Genomic DNA, 17,008 nt, shown 5'->3' with positions numbered 1-17,008 from the left:
TCGCAGCGCCCGCGTCACGGCGGGTTCCCAAAGAGCTCAGCCCTTTGGCGGGGTATCGGGGCGGAGCCCCGATGGATCGGGCAAAGCCCGAGAGAAGGGCTCCCCCCTTCACCCGCAAAAGGCCGGCGGCCTTTTGAAACCGGGACTTTTGCGGTTCGGGCCGAGGGTGAGCCTCAGCCCCCCAGCGCGGGATCGATATCCCGCGGGCGCACGTACCGCTCCAGCCGTCCCTGCCCTGGGCTGACTGCCGACCAGGTCGCGGCATCGAAATCGATCACCGCGTAGGCGGCGGTTGGAAATTCCGTGGCGAGGCGCGCCCGCTCCTTGCGCGGCCCCTCCCCGGCCAGGGTCGCCGCCAGGTCGCCCAGCCCCGGATTGTGGCCGATCACGATCACGGTTTCCACGGCGTCAGGCGCGCCCCGGATCACGTCGAGGATCCGCGTCGATGGCGCTTCGTAGATCTCGCGGTGATACCGCGCCTCGGGCGGGCCGAGGGCGGCGGAGATCGCCTCCCAGGTCTCGCGGGTCCGGGTGGCCGTGGAGACGAGGGCCAGTTCGGGACGAAAGCCGGCCTCGGCGAGATGGGCGCCCACGGCCGGCGCGGCGCGGCGGCCGCGGTCGTTGAGGGGCCGTTCGTGGTCGGCGACGCCGGCCGGACGGTCCGACTTGGCGTGCCGCAACAGGATCAGCCTGCGCATGGAGCGTGCCCTTCTCGGCGGGAATGATCGACGGGCGCCCAACCTTCGCCGCGGCTTCGGTTAGCCCAAAGCGTAGCGCGCGGGAACCGCGGCGGGCCGGGTCTCAGCCGCCCCGCTGCTCCCGGCGCATCATGAAGGCGAGCTTCTCGAACAGGCTGACATCCTGCTCGTTCTTCAGGAGTGCGCCGTGCAGCGGCGGGATCAGCTTGCGGCCGTCGCGCTCGCGCAGGGTCTCGGGGGAAATATCCTCGGAGACGAGGAGCTTGAGCCAGTCCAGCAGTTCCGAGGTCGAGGGCTTCTTCTTAAGGCCCGGCACCTCGCGGGTCTCGAGGAACACCCGCAGGGCCTCCTCGACCAGGCGGTGCTTGATGCCCGGATAGTGGACGTCGATGATGCGCATCAGCGTCTCGGCGTCCGGGAACTTGATGTAGTGGAAGAAGCAGCGGCGCAGGAACGCGTCCGGCAGCTCCTTCTCGTTGTTCGAGGTGATGATCATGATCGGCCGGCGTGCGGCCTTCACGGTCTCGCCGGTCTCGTAGACGTGGAACTCCATCCGATCGAGCTCGGTCAGGAGGTCGTTGGGGAACTCGATATCGGCCTTGTCGATCTCGTCGATCAGCAGCACCGGCCGCTCGGGCGCGGTGAACGCCTCCCAGAGCTTGCCGCGCCGGATGTAGTTGCCGATGTCCGAGACCCGCGGGTCGCCGAGCTGCGAGTCGCGCAGCCGCGAGACCGCGTCGTACTCGTAGAGGCCCTGCTGGGCCTTGGTGGTCGACTTGATGTTCCAGACGATGAGCGGCGCGCCCAGTCCCTTGGCGATCTCCTCGGCCAGCACGGTCTTGCCGGTGCCGGGCTCGCCCTTGACCAGGAGCGGGCGCTCCAGGACCACGGCGGCGTTGACCGCGGCGGTCAGGTCGGGGGTCGCGACGTAGGACTCGGTTCCGGAAAATCGCATCGCGCTCTCGGAGAAGCTGGCCTGGACGCAACCGGTAGCGCGTGCCGACGCCGCCCCGCAAGCGAGACCGGCTAACCCTTCTCGTGCCAGACGCAGTTGCGGGCCAGGATCTCCAGGTTCACGTCGGATTTCTGCGGCTGCGGCAGGGTCTTGGTGTCCATGGCGAGGTCGATCTTGATCTCGACCTGGCCCTTCGACTCGTTGGAGCGGCGCGAGAAGTAGCAATACTGCTGATAGGGCTGGTCGGCGTTGTCCTTGAAGTTCCAGCCGGTCACGATCTGGCCGTCGAGATAAGGCACCTGCTTGAACACCGTGAAGGTGGTGTTCACCGCCGCCTTCGAGGCCGGGGCTGCGTCGCTGCCGAGCTGGGCCTTGGTCGGCGTCGGCGTGCCGCCGCCAAGCTTGGGCAGGCCCTCGAGCTTGAGGGTGTTGTCGGTCAGCGTGACCTCGCCCTTGGTCTTCAGGGTCACGTCCGAGAGTGCGGCCTGCATGGCGGCGGCGATCTTCTCCGCGGCCGTGTCGAACTGGTTGAGGGTCGCCCAGCCATAGGCCGCCGCGCCGACGCCGATGCCGGCCAGGCACGCGAAGGCGCCGAAGCCCAGCGCCCGGAACAGGAAGGCCCGGGCCGCGACGTAGCTCGAATCCGCCCGCAGGCGGGAATTCACCTGCTGGGCGAGGGCGACGTTCTCAGGGGTGCCGCCGGCAACGTAGTTCATGCGCCGGCTCCCGCGGCTGGGAGGGTCTGCTGAACCGGATGGTTCTGACCCGGATGGCTCTGGCCCGGCAGGCTCTGCTGGCCCTGGGCCGGGCGGTTCATCGGGATCACCGCGCCGGTGGCGTTGGCCGCCCGGGGCAGGATCGGCTCGGGGTTCGAGCGCAGCGCGTCGGCGATCGCGTCCAGCATGAACGGCGCGGCTTCCGGGTTCACGGCGGCACCGAGATCGTCCTCATCCATGAAGGTCCGGCGGGTCGAGACCGCGCAGAGCGCCAGGATGGTCGACGCGAAGGCGGCGCACAGGGCCGGCAGGAACACGAAGATTCGCAGGAAAGCGTGGACTTGTTGCTCGGTCACGTCGATCGGGTCGACGCCGTAGACCATGGCGGTGAAGGAGTGCAGCTGTGAGCGGTTGACCGCATTCCGGTAGGCTTGCTCGGCATCGGCCACCCGCCGGTCGGCGGCGCCGGGATCGAGCGTCGCGCGCGCCTTGCGGGCGTCCTCGAGGCTCTTGATCAGCGCAGCACGGTCGGCGGCGGCCTTGCTGACGCCGGCCGACAGGGCGGCCACGCGCGGATCGGCCACGCATTTGAGGTTCTGATAGCTCCGGCCCTTGCTGTTGGTGCCGAACACGCGCTCGCAGCGCTGGGCCGGCAGGCCGGCGAGCTGCTGGGCGTTGTCGGAGGACCGCTTCTCGATCTGGTCGAGCTCGGCGGTGTACTGCGCCACGCGCTCGTCCGCCGCCTTGATGCGGTCGCCGATCGTGGCGCGGTCGGCCTGGGCGTCCTTCAGGGCGGTCTTGGTCTTGGTCGCCTCGACGAGGCGGGGATGGAACATCATCTCGCCGAGCTGCGACACCGACTTGGTGGTGACGCCGGCCGCGAAGATGATGCCGAGCACGGCGAGCCCGCGGACGAAGTGCGAGCGCTGGGTCCGGGCCAGGATGCCGAGCGGCACCCGGCACAGCTCCACGGCGGCATAGACCAGGGGCGCCAGCAGCATGAAGTAGAAGGCGTGCCAGTCGCCGTCGCTGTAGACCCCGGCGAACAGCCACGCGCCCCAGAGCGAGGCGCCGATCACCATGAACTCGACGAGATACGCGATCGCGACGTAGCCCCACTTGATGCGGTAGCCGCGGTCGACGTGGCGCTGGTGCTGCCACCGATCCGATTCGAGCTTCCACTCGCGGCGCTCGCGCGCAAGATCGCGGCTCGGAGCCGCTTTGGGACCGGAGAAGATCGACTTGAGGGAGATCATCGGCCTCGTCACATCCATCGGGTCTGGTCGCAGGCGCGGCCCCGGCCGAGCTTAACCCTCAGTTAATCGCTGCGTGTATGCGGGCATTGTGCCGATTTTGGGCCGCACTGCACGCATTCGCCGAGGGTTCGCCGGCAAGCTTCCGCCACGTGGCTCAAATGTCTCACCCGAGATGTGTATCCGGCTTGTGTCGGAGCGCACCTCCTGGGCCTTGCCGGGGCCGAAAGCGGTTGCCCGAGGCCCGGCATCGACCCATGATCGCGCATCCGTGATCGGCCTCCGCACCGGTCGGAACAGACGAGGTTCGATCCGCCGCCGATGCCAGAGGTCCACGCCGGCTCCTACAAGGAAGCGATCCTGTTCCTCGTGACCGCGGGCATCGTGGTACCGCTGTTCCACCGGCTGCGGATCTCCCCGGTGCTGGGCTTCATCGGGGCCGGCGCCCTGCTCGGGCCGTTCGGTCTCGGGCGGCTCGCCGACACGCATCCCTACGTCCACCTCTTCACCATCGGCAATCGCACCGAGATCGCGCACCTGGCCGAGTTCGGCGTGATCTTCCTGATGTTCATGATCGGGGTCGAGCTGTCGTGGGAGCGGCTGCGGACCCTGCGCCGGCTCGTCTTCGGCCTCGGTTCGCTGCAGGTCGGCTGCTCGGCCCTGATCCTCGGGGCGATCCTGTATGGCCTGCAGGTGCCGCTCGCCGGCGCGGCGATCGTCGGCATCGGGCTCGCGCTATCGTCGACCGCGGTGGTGCTGCCGGTGCTCGCCGAGCAGAAGCGGCTCAACGCGCCCTCCGGCCGGGCGAGCTTCGCGGTCCTGCTGTTCCAGGACCTCGCAGTCGCCCCGGTGCTGTTCGCCATCGCGGTGCTGGGCCGCGGCGACGAGGGCGACAAGGGCTGGGCGCTCGCCATGGCGCTTGGCCAGGCCGCCATCGCGCTGGTGCTGATCGTGGTCGCGGGACGCCTCGCCCTGCGCCCGCTGTTCCAGCTGGTGGCGCGGACGCGATCCACCGAGCTGTTCATGGCGGCCTGCCTGCTGGTCATCGTCGGCACCGCGCTGACGGCGGCGGCGAGCGGCCTATCGATGACGCTCGGTGCCTTCGTGGCCGGGCTGCTGCTGGCCGAGACCGAATATCGCCGGGCGATCGAGGCGACGATCGACCCGTTCAAGGGCCTGCTGCTCGGCGTGTTCTTCGTCTCGGTGGGCATGAACCTCGACCCGGCCCAGCTTATGGCGGCGCCCGGGGCGATCATCGGCCTGTCGCTGGCGCTCGTCCTGATCAAGGCCGCCGTGGTGATGATGGCGGCGCCTGCCCTCAAGATCTCCCGGCCGGTGGCGCTGGAGGCGGCCCTGCTGCTCGGGCCGGGCGGCGAGTTCGCCTTCGTGCTGATCGGCGGCGCGGTCGCCACCGGGCTGGTGCCGGAGGATGTCGGCGCGGCCGCCCTGATCGTGACCACGGTCACGATGATCATGATCCCGGCACTGGCGGCTCTGGGCCGGCGACTGGGCCGGCGCGCGACGAACTCCGCCCAGGCCGCCATGAAGTCGGAGCCGCTGCCGGACAAGATCGAGAACCGGGTGGTCATCGCCGGCTTCGGCCGCGTCGGCCGCCAGGTCGGCGAGATGCTGGACCGGCACGGGATCCCGTACCTCGCCCTCGATTCCGACGCGGCCCGGGTGGCCGAGCAGCGCCGCGCCGGCGCGCCGGTCTATTTCGGGGATTCCGGCAACACCGAGATCCTGCGCCGCTGCGACATCGCCACGGCCCGCGCCCTGGTGGTGACCCTCGACAACCCGCGAGCCGTCGAGCAGGCGGTGGCGGCGGCCCGGGCCGAGCGGCCGGACTTGACCATCGTCGCCCGCGCCCGCGACGCCCGCCACGCCTCGGCCCTGTACGAACTCGGCGTCGACGACGCGGTGCCGGAGACGATCGAGGCCTCGCTGCAATTGTCGGAGGCGGTGCTGGTCGATGTCGGCGTGCCGATGGGCCTCGTCATCGCGTCGATCCACGAGCGTCGGGACGAGTATCGCGCGCTGCTGAAGAAGCGCGAGAACGAGGCGAAGCCGATTTTTCGCGCCCGGCGCACCGTCGGAAAGGCCCTCGGCAAGCCGCCGGCCAAGAAAGAGATTGCGGCGCGCCAGGAGGCTTGAGCCGACGGGCGTGGCAGGCCTCACGCTGGGGCGAGATGCGCCTCGGCGTGCTTGGGCTGCCGCGTCACGCGGTTGCGCGGCGCCGGCTCGAAACCGTCGGCGAAGCTGCACCGGTAGACGAGTTCGTCGGCCGGTCCGAGACCGGTGACCAGCGGGACGATCACGGTGTCCCCCGAGAAGCGCCAGCCGCGGGCACCCTTGTCCCAGTACAGCCACACGGTCCCGGGGAACCCCCGCAGGGTGAACACCGCGGCCTTGCGCGACAGGGCCTGTACGGCGCGCGGCGCGTACATGCCCTTGGCGCGGTAGGCCTCCCGGGTCGCCTCGGGCTGGCGATCCATGAAGGTGTTGCGCACCAACTGAATCGTTGCGCCCGGCTTCCCGAGAAACCGCTTGAAATCCGTCACATTCCGCAGGATGACCGCCATCGCAGGTCTCCTCGCTTCGGTTGGTGCGGCACGCGTTGTCGCGGCTGAACACACCTGATGCCCTCAGTTGAGCGATTCCCGTGACGGTTTCAGTGACCGCGCGAGGCTTGTTCGCGCACATATCAACAGATTCGACGACTTATGCCCAACTTATGAGTCTCCGGGGCGGCTGAAGACTCTCCGAGGGCCCCTGGATTAGGGCTTTGTCCGGCGATGAATCTTGTCGACCATCCGCGACGACTCGGAGAACAGGTTCAGAAATCCTGCCCGGCCGGTCGTAAGCTTGTCTGATTCGCCCGGGCTTGACCCGGGCGCTTTGCTGGCGCGTTCTTCGGGGATGCTGCTGCAGTTCTTCACGGCCCTCCGAGAGGCCAAGGTTCCCGTCTCCCTCAAGGAGTACCTGACCCTGCTCGGCGCCCTCGACCGGGGCTTGGCCGAGCACGACGTCGAGGCGTTCTACTTCCTGTCGCGCACCGCGCTGGTGAAGGACGAGGCGCATCTCGACCGGTTCGACCGGGTGTTCGGCACCGTGTTCAAGGGCCTCGAGACCCTCGGCGAGGCGGTGGCGCCCGCGGCGATCCCCGAGGAATGGCTGCGCAAGCTCGCGGAGAAGTACCTGACCGAGGCCGAGAAGGCCGAGCTGCAGGCCCTCGGCTGGGACAAGCTGTTCGAGACGCTCAAGCAGCGGCTGGCCGAGCAGAAGGAGCGCCACCAGGGCGGCTCGAAATGGATCGGCACCGGCGGGACCTCCCCGTTCGGCGCCTACGGCTACAATCCCGAGGGCATCCGCATCGGCCAGGACGGGAACCGCAACTTCCGCGCGGTGAAGGTCTGGGATAAGCGCGAATTCAAGGATCTCGACGACGACCGCGAGATCGGCGCGCGCAATATGCGGATCGCGCTGCGGCGGCTGCGCCGCTTCGCCCGGACGGGGGCGGCCGAGGAACTCGACCTCGACGGCACGATCCGCGAGAGCGCCCGCCAGGGCTATATCGACGTGCGGCTGCGGCCGGAGCGGCGCAACGCCGTCAAGGTGCTGCTGTTCCTCGATGTCGGCGGCTCGATGGACTTTCACATCGCGCAGGCGGAGGCTTTGTTCTCGGCGGCGCGCTCGGAGTTCAAGCACCTCGCGCACTACTACTTCCACAACTGCCCCTACGAGGCGGTCTGGACCGAGAACCGGCGCCGGCACGAGGCCAGGACCGCGCTGCCGGATGTGATCCGCACCTATGGCAGCGATTACCGGGTGGTGTTCGTGGGCGACGCCTCGATGAGCCCCTACGAGATCGCCACGCCGGGCGGCTCGGTGGAGCACTGGAACGCGGAACCCGGCGCCGTGTGGCTGCAGCGGCTCCTCGACCATTTCCCGAAGGCGGCCTGGCTCAACCCGGTGCCGGAGACGCACTGGGGCTACACCCAGTCGATCGGGATGGTGCAGCGGCTGGTAGGCGGGCGCATGTTCCCGTTGACTCTCGACGGGCTCGATGCTGCGGCCCGGGCGCTGGTGCGGTGAGGGCTGGTGAAAGCCAGTCAGGGCTTCAAAGGTTATCCGAGTTCTGGCCGGGTCCGAAGACGCGGAGCACATCAACTGCTGCCATGCCTTCGTCGTCTGTGATCGTGTAGACGATTCGGTGGCCCGCTACGGTGCGGGATCGCGTTCCTTCATGCTCGCCGTCCGGCCACATGAGCGGGGTGTGTCGCAGGTCCTGAAGGGCTCTGTTGATCTGAGCAAGGCGCTGTGCCGCCCTCTCCCCTGCGCCAGATTGGCGGAGCCATCTTCGCACGGAAGCGAGATCAGCCGCCGCCGCGCGGGAAATCCGAAAGCGAAACGACACGGTCCGAAGTTCGTAGGTCGTAAATCAGCGCTTGAGCGAGCGGGCCGAGGCTTCAGGAAGCTCGACCGGCTCTCCATTCACCCAAGCATCGAGCCAAGCATCGACATCGCCGTCCGCGATATATCGACCTTCTGCGATATCTGCTTTGGCGACCGCCAGCATGGACGCTTCGGCTGCGAGGCGAGCCTTACGCTGCTGTGCCGTCTCGTCGGACGAGTCCAGCCGCTGTTCCTGCCGGAATTCAACCCTGGTCATGTTCAGGCTCCCGCATCATCGTCCCGAAAGATGGTGGCTTGCTTTCGGAAAACGATGATGCCCGCGCGACAGCTTAGCCCCGCGCGAGCCTCATGGGGAGTCATTCTCGACTTCACCTGCGCGCTGAATATGACGCGTGAAGGTAAGCCCCATCGAAGGCGGGCAACCTCATTCTCTCATCAGCTAAGTGCCTGACGAGCTACCCCTGCTGGGAGGGGGTCGAGACCACGAGCCCGTCCAGGTTCGGCGCGATCTTGATCTGGCAGGACAGGCGGGAATTCTCGCGTACGTCGGAGGCGAAATCGAGCATGTCCTGCTCCATATCCTGGGCCTTGCCGACGACGTCGATCCAGTCGTCGGCCACGTAGACGTGGCAGGTGGCGCAGGCGCAGGCGCCGCCGCATTCCGCGTCGATGCCCGGGACGTTGTTGCGCAACGCCGTCTCCATCACGGTCGCGCCGACGCTGCCTTCGACGGTCCTCTCCGTCCCGGCGTGGTCGACGTAAGTGATCTTGGGCATGCTCGGCTCCGGGCTCGCGTCGAGCGGCCTCGCTTCGACGGGCGGGGTGCCTGCTTGGCGGCTGGGGCCACGGAATGCAAGCGCGACGGCGCTCGACCGTCCGGATTGATCGCCGCATCTGTACTCACGCGGTGAAACGACTCTCAGTCTTCGATTTGGCGCGCTTGCTTGCGCCGAACCGGTGTCCATTTCGGCAGCGAGCGCTCTTAAGACTCGGCGCCGTCCGCGATCTCGGCCAGCGCCGCCGCGACCGCCTGCACGAGGGCGTCGAGCGCCGCCGGCGCCGCGCCCGACCGCAGCTGCGCCTCGGCGGCGTCCGCGCAGGCGCGCACCCGCATGGCGCCGACGCCGGCGGCCGATCCCTTCAGGGTATGGGCGAGGTCGGCGCGCTGGGGCCCCGGCAGGGACGGATCGGTCAGCCGGGGCAGGATCGACCGGCATTGCCCGGCAAACAGCGCCAGCACCTCGTCGGCCAGCGCGGCATCGCCGCCGGTCTGCGCATCGAGCTCCGCACGGTCGATGGCCAGCATGCGCGCACTCCCGGAATCCGCATTCTTCTGGGGGTTGCCGAACCGATCCCCATGATTCACCCCCTGATTCGCTGGACGGGGATCGCGCACGGACCCTCATCTGCGCCAAGATGGTGGAGCCGGAAGGCAGCGGCCGCAGTAACCATAGTGTTAACGGTTTCTGGGGTCGGACGGCGGCTCGGGTATCGGCAATCGGTGTCCGCGTCTAATCCTGTAATGGTAAACGGGACGTTGCGTCTCTGGCATCCGCCTCCCCAGGTGCCGGTGAAGCCCGTGTAACGAGGCGTTGAATGGCGACCGAGAAGAAGCTGAAGGACCCGGCCGAGGCCGCGCTCTCTGCGATCGAGCAGGCGCTGAACCTCGACGCCCTGACGCCGACCGGCACCGAGAGCCGCGCCGAGCCGCGCCTGCCCGATGTCGGGGATGCCGATCCCCTGCTCGACGGCGCCCTCGATCCGGCCGGCCGCCAGATGCCGCCGCGCCTCGACCTCGACCCGCCGCTCGCCTCAGACCTGCCTCCGCCCGGCCGCGAGCGTCCGCGCCGCGAGGGTGGCCTGCTGCCGCCCGACCGCTCGCTGGTGGCGAACGACGACCGGCGCAACATCGGCATCCTGCAGCAGACCCTGCGGGTGCGCTCCTCGCCCAAGCCCTACCTGTTCGCCCTGCTGGCCGGCCTCGCCTGGATCGGCGCCCTGGTGCTGGTCGCCTGGCTGCAATCCGGCGGCGACCTGCGCGGCGTCGTCTCGGGCCTCACCGCCCTGCAGGCGACTGTGGGCGCTGCGGCCCTGCTCGGCCCGGTGGTGCTGTTCGTGATCGCCGCCATGCTGGCGGCCCGGGCGCAGGAAATGCGCCTCGTCGCCCGCGCGGTCGGCGAGGTCGCGGTGCGCCTGGCCGAGCCCGAGAGTTTCTCCACCGACGCCGTGCTGACCATGTCGCAGACCGTGCGCCGGGAAGTCGCCGCGGTCGGCGACGGCGTCGAGCGCGCTCTGGCCCGGGCCGGCGAGCTGGAGACCCTGGTCCGGGGCGAGATCGCCACCCTGGAGCGGGCCTATTCCGACAACGAGATCCGCATCCGCTCCCTGGTCGAGGAACTGGTCGCCCAGCGGGAATCCATCGTCACCAACGCCGAGCGGGTGCGCGGCGCCATCACCGGCTCGCACCAGAGCCTGAGCCAGGAGCTGGAGGGCGCGTCCGAGCGGATCGTCATGGCGCTCACCGGCGCGGGCGAGCGCGTGACCGGGGCGCTCGACGCTCGCGGCGCCGCCATCACCGCCTCCCTCGGCGAGGCGGGCGACCGGGTCGTCAACCTGATGACCGGGCGCGGCGATGAGCTGATCGAGAGCCTCGCGAACACCAGCGAAGGCGTGCGCGGCAGCCTTCTCGAAGTCGGCGAGACCCTGACGCGGGCCTTCGAGACCCGTGCCCGCGACGTGAGCGGCGCCTTCGAGGCAACCGGGACCGCCCTCACCGGGCGGATCGCGGAGAGCACCGCCTCCGTGGCCCAGAGCCTCGCCGAGACCGGCCTGCGCGTGAGCGAGTCCCTGGAGCGCCAGGGCGGCGTCGTCCGCGAGAGCTTCGAGCGCTCGGTGATCGGCCTGGAGAACGCCTTCCTGTCGCGGGGCTCCGAGCTGACGGAGCGCTTCGGCGCGATGGGCACCCAGATCACCGCGCGCTTCGCCGAGACCGGCGCGGCGCTCACCCAGGACATCGCCGGCCGCGGCCTGGCTTTGCGCACCGAGATCGAGACGGCCGGCCTCTCCGTCGCCGAGGCGATCGAGAGCCGCGGGCGCGACGCCCAGGCCGCCCTGGCGCTGGCCATGGGCGGTGTCGGCGAGACGTTGACCAACCAGGCCGGCGCGGTGCGCGACGACCTGATCGGCACCGCCGAGCGGATCGCCGAGACGGTCGCGGACCGCGGCAACGCCCTGGCCGAGCGCATGGACGGCATCGCGGCGCGCCTCCACGACACCGTGACGGTGCAGGCCTCGGATCTCGAGACCCGCGTCGCGGCCGCGGCCGAGCGCGCAGGCGGCCACATCACCGAGCGGACCCAGGCGGCCACCGAGAGCCTGGAATCTGCGTTCTCGGCGCTGGGCCACGGTTTCGAGGCCGGCGCCGCCGCCGCCGTCCAGTCCCTGCGCGGCTCGGCGGGCGCCGTCACCGGCGAGGTCGAGGCCCATACCCGTGACGCCTCCGCGCGCCTGGTCGAGACTCTCCAGACCCTGCGCCACGGCTCGGCCGAGGTGACCGGCGCCGTCGAGGCCGAGACCGCGGGCCTGCTGGCCCGCTTCCGCGACGCCGCCGACCGGGCCGGCATCGAATTCGGCGAGCGCGGCGCTGCGGCAGTGTCCGCCCTGCGCGGCGCCCTGGACGACCTCAACCGGGAACTGTCCGCCCGCACCGGCGACGCCAGCGGCAGCCTGACCCAGGCCGCCCGCGCCATCTCGGACGACCTCGCCGCTCGCATCGGCGAGATGGAGGCCGCCTTTGGCCAGCACGGCAAGGGCGTCGCCGATCTCCTGGCCAGCCACGCCGAGGAAACCCAGACCCGGATCAGCGGCACCGGCCGCGACATCGTGCTCGCGGTGGCGAGCCAGGGCGCGCGCATCGCCGACACGCTCAGCCAGACCGGCGCCAGCTTCGCCGAGACCGCGGACGTGCGCGTCCGGGCCATCGACGAGACGCTGGGCAGCCGCCTCTCCGCGCTGCAGGAGACCATCGCCCGCGGCGACATCCTGGCCGACCGCATCGGCCGCGACACCGCGACCTTGGGCGAGACCGTCGGAGCCCGTCTGGAGGAGATGGACCGGCTCATCACCGTCAAGGGCCAGGCCGTGGCCGAGACCATCGCGACCCGCGCCCGCGAGGCCGGCAGCCTGGTCGAGACCCATCTCGGCAACCTGGAGGAGCGCTCGGCCAAGCGCGCGGCCGAGATCGGCGACGTCGTGGCGAACCTGGTCGACCACGTCGACGGCCGGATCGACTCCCGCGGCAAGGCCCTGAACGAGGCGCTGGCCGCCCGGACCGGGGAGATGGCCCGGATCATGGAAGAGGGCAGCCGCAACCTGGTCGCGGTGCTCGATGGCCGGGTCGACGGGCTCGGGCAGGATATCGACCGGCGCACCGCCGAGATGGCCCGCCGCATCGCGGGCAGCGCGGAGCATTTCGACGCCGGCGTGATCAACCGCCTGCAGGAGATCGCCAACGCCCTGGAGGAGCGCGCCCGCCTCGTGGACGAGAGCTTTGGCGTGCAGGCCTTCGAGGCGATCCGCCTGATCGAGGCGCGCACCCGCGCCGTGGACGAGGAACTGGCCGGCCGCACCCGCGACCTGGTCGCCACGATCACCGACCGGACCGGCGGGATCGACAAGGCGATGGCCGAGAGCATCGGCACCCTCACGGGTGCCGTGGCGGAATCGACGCGCGTTCTCGAAGCCTCGCTGTCGGGGCGCGTGCAGGAGATCGTCCAGCTGGTGGACGAGCGCGCCGAGAGCGCCGACGCCGCCCTGTCCGCCCGGACCGAGGCCGTGCGCGCAGCCTTCGCCGAGCGTTCGGAGCTGCTGGCGAAGCTGATCGACGAGCGGATCACCGCCATGTCGAGCGAGCTCGACGAGAAGGGCCGGAGCGTGTTCGGGGCGATCGGCGGCCGCATCACCGAGCTGGCGCGCCTGTTCGACCGCGGCGGCACCTCGCTGGCCGAGCTGATCGACCAGCGCGGCGAGAGCGTCCTGTCCAAGCTCCAGCAGACCATCGCGGATGCCGAGCGGATGCTCGAGGCCGGCGAAGGCCGCCTGGGCCACACCCTGTCGAGCCGCACCGCCGATATCAGCGGCCTGCTCGACGAGGGCGTGCGCTCGGTCCACGGGCTGCTCGACGACCGCACCGACCAGATCCGCGTGATGCTGGACGGCCATGCCGGCACCCTGGCCAGCACCCTCGACGGACGCATGGGCCCACTCAACGAGGCACTGGACACTCGCGGCCGCGCGCTGATCGCCGCCGTCGAGGACGCCTTCGGCACCGCCGCCGGCAGCCTGGATTCCCGCACGCAGGCGCTCGGCAGCCTGTTCGACGAGCGTCTCGGCCATCTGGAGAATCTGGTCGAAGGCCGCGGCAATCGCCTCGCCGAGACCCTGGATGCCCGCGCCCAGGGCCTGCGGACCCTGTTCGAGGAGGCCCACACCGCCCTTGACGCCGTGGTGGAAGGCGGCGGCGGTCGCTTCGCCGCCTCGGTCGACACCAAGATCCAGGCCCTGCGGACGATGCTGGAGGAGGCGCCCGCCGCCGTCTCCGCGCTGGTCGAGACCCGCGAGCGCCAGCTCGCCGCGACCCTCGACAGCCGCACGCAGCGCCTGCGCGCCTTGTTCGAGGAGGCCCAGGCCGGCCTGCGCGACCTCGTGGAGGTGCGCGGTCAGGAACTCGCCGACACGATCACGACCCGGACCGAGGGCCTGCGCCAGACCCTCGACGCCGCCCCCACCGACATGGCCGACCTGCTGGACGCGCGCTTTGCGGATCTGCGCACCCTGTTCGAGCGGGCGCAGTCGGAGATCGACCGCCTGGTCGACGGCCGCAGCCGCGAGATCGCCGGGACGATTGAGCACCGGACCCAGGCCCTGCAGAGCGTGATCGAGCAGGCGAGCCCGGCCATCGCCGGCCTGATGGAGGCCCGCGAGCATCAGCTCGCCGAGGCGTTCGAGGCCCGGAGCGGGCAGCTCGAGGCCCTGTTCGAGCGGGCACAGGCGGAGATCGACCGTATGGTCGACGGCCGCGGCCGCGAGATCGCCGGGACGATCGAGCATCGGACCCAGGCCCTGCAGAGCGTGATCGAGCAGGCGAGCCCGGCCATCGCCGGCCTGCTCGAAGCGCGCGAGAACCAGTTCGCCGAGGCCTTCCAGGTCCAGAGCGGTCAGCTCAGGACCCTGTTCGAGCGGGCGCAGTCCAGCCTCGAAACCTCGGTGGAGAACCGCGGCCGGGAGATCGCCATGGCGGTCCAGGCGCGCACGCAGGACCTGCGCAACCTCCTCGACGCGGCGCCCACCGGCGTCGCCGCCCTCCTGGATGCCCGGATCGAGACCCTGCGCGGGACCTTCGACGAGGCACGTTCGTCGATCGAGGCCCTCGTCGACGAGCGCAGCCAGTCTCTGCTCGACGCCGCGCACGGCCGCACCGGCTCGCTGGTCGAGGCCTTCGACGCGCGGATCCGTGACCTGGACGGCGTCGTGGAAGGGCGCACCGCCGCCCTGGTGCACTCCGTCGAGACGCAGACCGAGGCCCTGGCCCGCGGGGTCGATGCCCGCGCCGACGCCTTCACCCAGCGCATCGACAGCCGCATGCGGTTGTTCGCCACCCTGGTCGCCCAGCGCGCCGAGACGCTGGCCAACGCCTTCGACGACCGCCACGACGCCTTCGCCGGCCTCATGGACGAGCGCACCGCCAGCCTGGTCGCGGCGCTCGACGAGCGGGCGCGGGCCCATGCCGAGCAGGTCGACGCGCACAACGCCGCCCTGGCCGAGACGCTCAGCCGGCGCGAGGCCGCGCTGGCGGGCCTGATCGACGCTCGCACCGAGGCGCTGGGGGCCGGCTTCGAGCGCCGCGCCACCGCGCTCGGCGCCCTGGTCGATGCCCGCGGCGAGGCCCTGTCGCGCCGTCTCGCGGAGAGCGCCGAGGCGCTGGTCCGTGCCATCGAGGAGAAGGGCGGGGCGCTGATCGCCAGCGTCGACGGCAGCGGCCGTGCGGTCGGCGACAGCCTGGAAGGGCATGTCGCGCGCCTGCGCGCCGCCATCGACGGGCCGATGCTCGACCTGTCCCGCGCCATGGCCGACCGCGCCGATGCGATCGAGCGGGTGCTGATCGAGACCGGCGTGCCGCTGGCCGAGACCCTGCGGCTGCAGACCGAGGAACTCGCCGCGCAGTCGCGGGCCTCGGCCGAGCTGCTCCGCGCCGCCATCGACGACGGTGCCGGCCGCGCCCTCACCGAGCTGTTCGAGACCAACGACCGGCTCGGCCGGGAGCTGGGCGCCGTCCTCCAGCGGATCGAGGGCGCCAACGCGGCGCTCGGCGAGCTGGTCTCCGGGGCCGGCACCAACCTCGGCGCGATCGAGCAGGGGCTGGCCGGCCGGGTCGAGCAGGTCCAGACGGCGCTCCAGCGCATTGCTTCCGAGACCGGTCGCGCCACTGCGGGCGTCGCAGCCCAGGTCGAGGCCCTGCGCGAGGTCGCCAACACGGCGCTCCGCGAGGCGTCCGGCCTGGCCGAGACCCTCGACGGCCGTGGCCGTGCGCTCGGCGAGCAGACGTCCGTGCACGTGTCGGCGCTCGACCGGGCGGCGTCCTCGCTCGCGGCGATCGAGGAGCGGTTGGGGGCGACCCTGTCGGGCCGCGAGGCCGCACTCGCGCAGGCGCTGGCCGGCTTCGAGGCCCGCGCCAACGTCCTGGAGCAGCAGGGCGGGGCGCTCGCCGAGACGATCGAGCGCACCTTGCGCAGTGCCGAGGAGCGCGCCCGCGCCGTCGGCGAGTCGCTGACGCGCTCGGCGGAGGGTGCCGGCGCGTCCGTCACCAGCGCCTTCGAGGGCTTGAAGGACAGTGCCGGCGCCGAGGGCGAGAAGGCGGCCCAGGGCGTGCGCCAGGCGATCGAGGAGGCGGCGCGGGAGATGCGCAGCGGTCTCGACGAGGCGCAGACCAAGTTCGGCGCGTCCGTGTCGTCCCTGCGGGAGATGGCGGGCTCGATCCGCGGCGAACTCGACGCGACCCGCGCCGAACTCGCCCGGGGTGTCCTCGATCTGCCGCGCGAGACGCAGGATGCCACCGGCGAGATGCGCCGGGTGGTGGCCGACCAGATCAAGGCGCTCAACGAGCTGTCGGCCCTGGTCTCCCGCACCACCCGCTCGGTGGACGTGGCTCAGCCGCAGGCCCAGCGCCGGGTGGCGGAGGGCGGTTCCCGCTCCGCCGCTCCGGCGCAGGTGAGCAGCGCTCCGGCTCCGACCGCGACGCAGGCTCAGCCGGTCTCGGCTCCGGCCCTGCCGGCGCCCCAGGCTCCGGCGCGGTCTACCGCAGGCCCGGCCCGGATCGAGGCGCCGCGGCCCTCCGCGACCGCCCGCCCCGTCGCCATGACGGCCGGCGGTGCCAAGCGCGGCTGGCTGTCCGACCTGCTGACCCGCGCCTCCCTGGACGAGGACGACGATGCCGAGGCGGAGGCGACCAATGCCGCCGCCCCGGCGCCGGCAGGCCGCCCGTCCCAGGCAACGTCCCAGCAGGCATCGTCCCAGGCTCCTGCCGAGACCGGGCGGATCGCGCTGGACACGATCTCGACCGACATCGCCCGGATGATCGAGCACCGGACCGTAGTCGACCTGTGGGAGCGCTATCGCCGGGGCGAGCCGAACCTGTTCGACCCGCGCATCTACACCCCGCAGGGCCGGACTACCTTCGCGGAGATCCAGCGCCGCTACCGGTCGGACGCGGAGTTCCGCCGCAGCGTCGACCGCTACGTGGGTGAGTTCGAGCGGCTCCTGGGCGACGTGGTCAAGAACGACAGCGACGCCAAGCGGACCGACGCGTACCTCACCTCGGAGACCGGCAAGGTCTACACCATGCTGGCCCATGCCAGCGGGCGCTTCGACGGGGCGTAGGACGACAGAAGGCCCGGGCGCTCAATAAGCGCCCGC

The 17,008-nt window shown here is 70.9% G+C and carries 12 protein-coding genes; 3 read left to right on the top strand and 9 right to left on the bottom strand.

Going from position 1 to position 17,008, the window contains the following annotated elements; genetic code table 11:
- Window positions 1-173: 173 nt before the first annotated feature.
- From MKL09_RS05700 to MKL09_RS05685, 4 genes are all read right to left on the bottom strand, one after another.
- Window positions 174-698, bottom strand: a complete 525-nt coding sequence (locus MKL09_RS05700) for a SixA phosphatase family protein (protein ID WP_244018777.1) — start codon at window positions 696-698, stop codon at window positions 174-176.
- 103 nt (window positions 699-801) lie between these two features.
- The gene (locus tag MKL09_RS05695) at window positions 802-1,653 is read right to left on the bottom strand and encodes an AAA family ATPase (protein WP_244018775.1); all 852 of its coding nucleotides are present in this window, start codon (window positions 1,651-1,653) and stop codon (window positions 802-804) included.
- Between the two features lie 71 nt (window positions 1,654-1,724).
- Window positions 1,725-2,369: a hypothetical protein gene (locus MKL09_RS05690; protein ID WP_007568312.1), complete on the bottom strand. Its 645-nt coding sequence runs from the start codon at window positions 2,367-2,369 to the stop codon at window positions 1,725-1,727.
- Window positions 2,366-3,643 carry an ATPase gene (locus MKL09_RS05685; RefSeq protein ID WP_244018773.1) on the bottom strand — a complete coding sequence of 426 codons (1,278 nt, stop codon included), beginning with the start codon at window positions 3,641-3,643 and terminating at the stop codon, window positions 2,366-2,368. Before MKL09_RS05685 ends, MKL09_RS05690 begins: the two co-directional genes overlap by 4 nt.
- 300 nt (window positions 3,644-3,943) lie before the next feature.
- Here MKL09_RS05685 and MKL09_RS05680 point away from each other — a divergent pair, with 300 nt between their 5' ends.
- Entirely contained in the window at window positions 3,944-5,776 is a 1,833-nt protein-coding gene (locus MKL09_RS05680; protein ID WP_244018771.1) for a cation:proton antiporter, read from the top strand.
- 20 nt (window positions 5,777-5,796) lie between these two features.
- Here the strand turns inward: MKL09_RS05680 and MKL09_RS05675 are convergent, their stop codons facing one another.
- Window positions 5,797-6,204 carry a hypothetical protein gene (locus MKL09_RS05675; protein ID WP_244018769.1) on the bottom strand — a complete coding sequence of 136 codons (408 nt, stop codon included), beginning with the start codon at window positions 6,202-6,204 and terminating at the stop codon, window positions 5,797-5,799.
- A gap of 337 nt (window positions 6,205-6,541) precedes the next feature.
- Between MKL09_RS05675 and MKL09_RS05670 the strand changes: the two genes are divergently transcribed.
- The gene (locus tag MKL09_RS05670) at window positions 6,542-7,717 is read left to right on the top strand and encodes a vWA domain-containing protein (protein WP_244018767.1); all 1,176 of its coding nucleotides are present in this window, start codon (window positions 6,542-6,544) and stop codon (window positions 7,715-7,717) included.
- 25 nt (window positions 7,718-7,742) lie between these two features.
- Here the strand turns inward: MKL09_RS05670 and MKL09_RS05665 are convergent, their stop codons facing one another.
- The 4 genes from MKL09_RS05665 to MKL09_RS05650 all read right to left on the bottom strand — a co-directional run bounded on the left by MKL09_RS05665 (window position 7,743) and on the right by MKL09_RS05650 (window position 9,344).
- Entirely contained in the window at window positions 7,743-8,039 is a 297-nt protein-coding gene (locus MKL09_RS05665) for a type II toxin-antitoxin system RelE/ParE family toxin (RefSeq protein ID WP_313901171.1), read from the bottom strand.
- Between the two features lie 24 nt (window positions 8,040-8,063).
- Window positions 8,064-8,294 carry a hypothetical protein gene (locus tag MKL09_RS05660; protein WP_244018766.1) on the bottom strand — a complete coding sequence of 77 codons (231 nt, stop codon included), beginning with the start codon at window positions 8,292-8,294 and terminating at the stop codon, window positions 8,064-8,066.
- 199 nt (window positions 8,295-8,493) lie between these two features.
- Window positions 8,494-8,814 (bottom strand): 2Fe-2S iron-sulfur cluster-binding protein, encoded by a 321-nt coding sequence (locus MKL09_RS05655; protein WP_244018764.1) that lies wholly within the window; start codon window positions 8,812-8,814, stop codon window positions 8,494-8,496.
- A 206-nt stretch (window positions 8,815-9,020) separates the two neighbouring features.
- On the bottom strand, window positions 9,021-9,344 hold the full coding sequence (locus MKL09_RS05650; RefSeq protein ID WP_244018762.1) for an Hpt domain-containing protein: 324 nt from the start codon (window positions 9,342-9,344) through the stop codon (window positions 9,021-9,023).
- Between the two features lie 290 nt (window positions 9,345-9,634).
- Here MKL09_RS05650 and MKL09_RS05645 point away from each other — a divergent pair, with 290 nt between their 5' ends.
- Window positions 9,635-16,972 (top strand): hypothetical protein, encoded by a 7,338-nt coding sequence (locus tag MKL09_RS05645; protein ID WP_244018760.1) that lies wholly within the window; start codon window positions 9,635-9,637, stop codon window positions 16,970-16,972.
- The last annotated feature ends 36 nt before the right edge of the window (window positions 16,973-17,008 follow it).

This window comes from Methylobacterium sp. J-048, from assembly GCF_022829515.1.
Taxonomy (GTDB): Bacteria; Pseudomonadota; Alphaproteobacteria; order Rhizobiales; family Beijerinckiaceae; genus Methylobacterium.
This window is presented reverse-complemented; position numbering and strand designations above follow the sequence as displayed.

Coding starts and splice junctions, on each gene's coding strand:
- MKL09_RS05700 (WP_244018777.1), bottom strand. CDS start 698: ATGCGCAGGCTGATCCTGTTGCGGCACGCCAAGTCGGACCGTCCGGCC.
- MKL09_RS05695 (WP_244018775.1), bottom strand. CDS start 1,653: ATGCGATTTTCCGGAACCGAGTCCTACGTCGCGACCCCCGACCTGACC.
- MKL09_RS05690 (WP_007568312.1), bottom strand. CDS start 2,369: ATGAACTACGTTGCCGGCGGCACCCCTGAGAACGTCGCCCTCGCCCAG.
- MKL09_RS05685 (WP_244018773.1), bottom strand. CDS start 3,643: ATGGATGTGACGAGGCCGATGATCTCCCTCAAGTCGATCTTCTCCGGT.
- MKL09_RS05680 (WP_244018771.1), top strand. CDS start 3,944: ATGCCAGAGGTCCACGCCGGCTCCTACAAGGAAGCGATCCTGTTCCTC.
- MKL09_RS05675 (WP_244018769.1), bottom strand. CDS start 6,204: ATGGCGGTCATCCTGCGGAATGTGACGGATTTCAAGCGGTTTCTCGGG.
- MKL09_RS05670 (WP_244018767.1), top strand. CDS start 6,542: ATGCTGCTGCAGTTCTTCACGGCCCTCCGAGAGGCCAAGGTTCCCGTC.
- MKL09_RS05660 (WP_244018766.1), bottom strand. CDS start 8,294: ATGACCAGGGTTGAATTCCGGCAGGAACAGCGGCTGGACTCGTCCGAC.
- MKL09_RS05655 (WP_244018764.1), bottom strand. CDS start 8,814: ATGCCCAAGATCACTTACGTCGACCACGCCGGGACGGAGAGGACCGTC.
- MKL09_RS05650 (WP_244018762.1), bottom strand. CDS start 9,344: ATGCTGGCCATCGACCGTGCGGAGCTCGATGCGCAGACCGGCGGCGAT.
- MKL09_RS05645 (WP_244018760.1), top strand. CDS start 9,635: ATGGCGACCGAGAAGAAGCTGAAGGACCCGGCCGAGGCCGCGCTCTCT.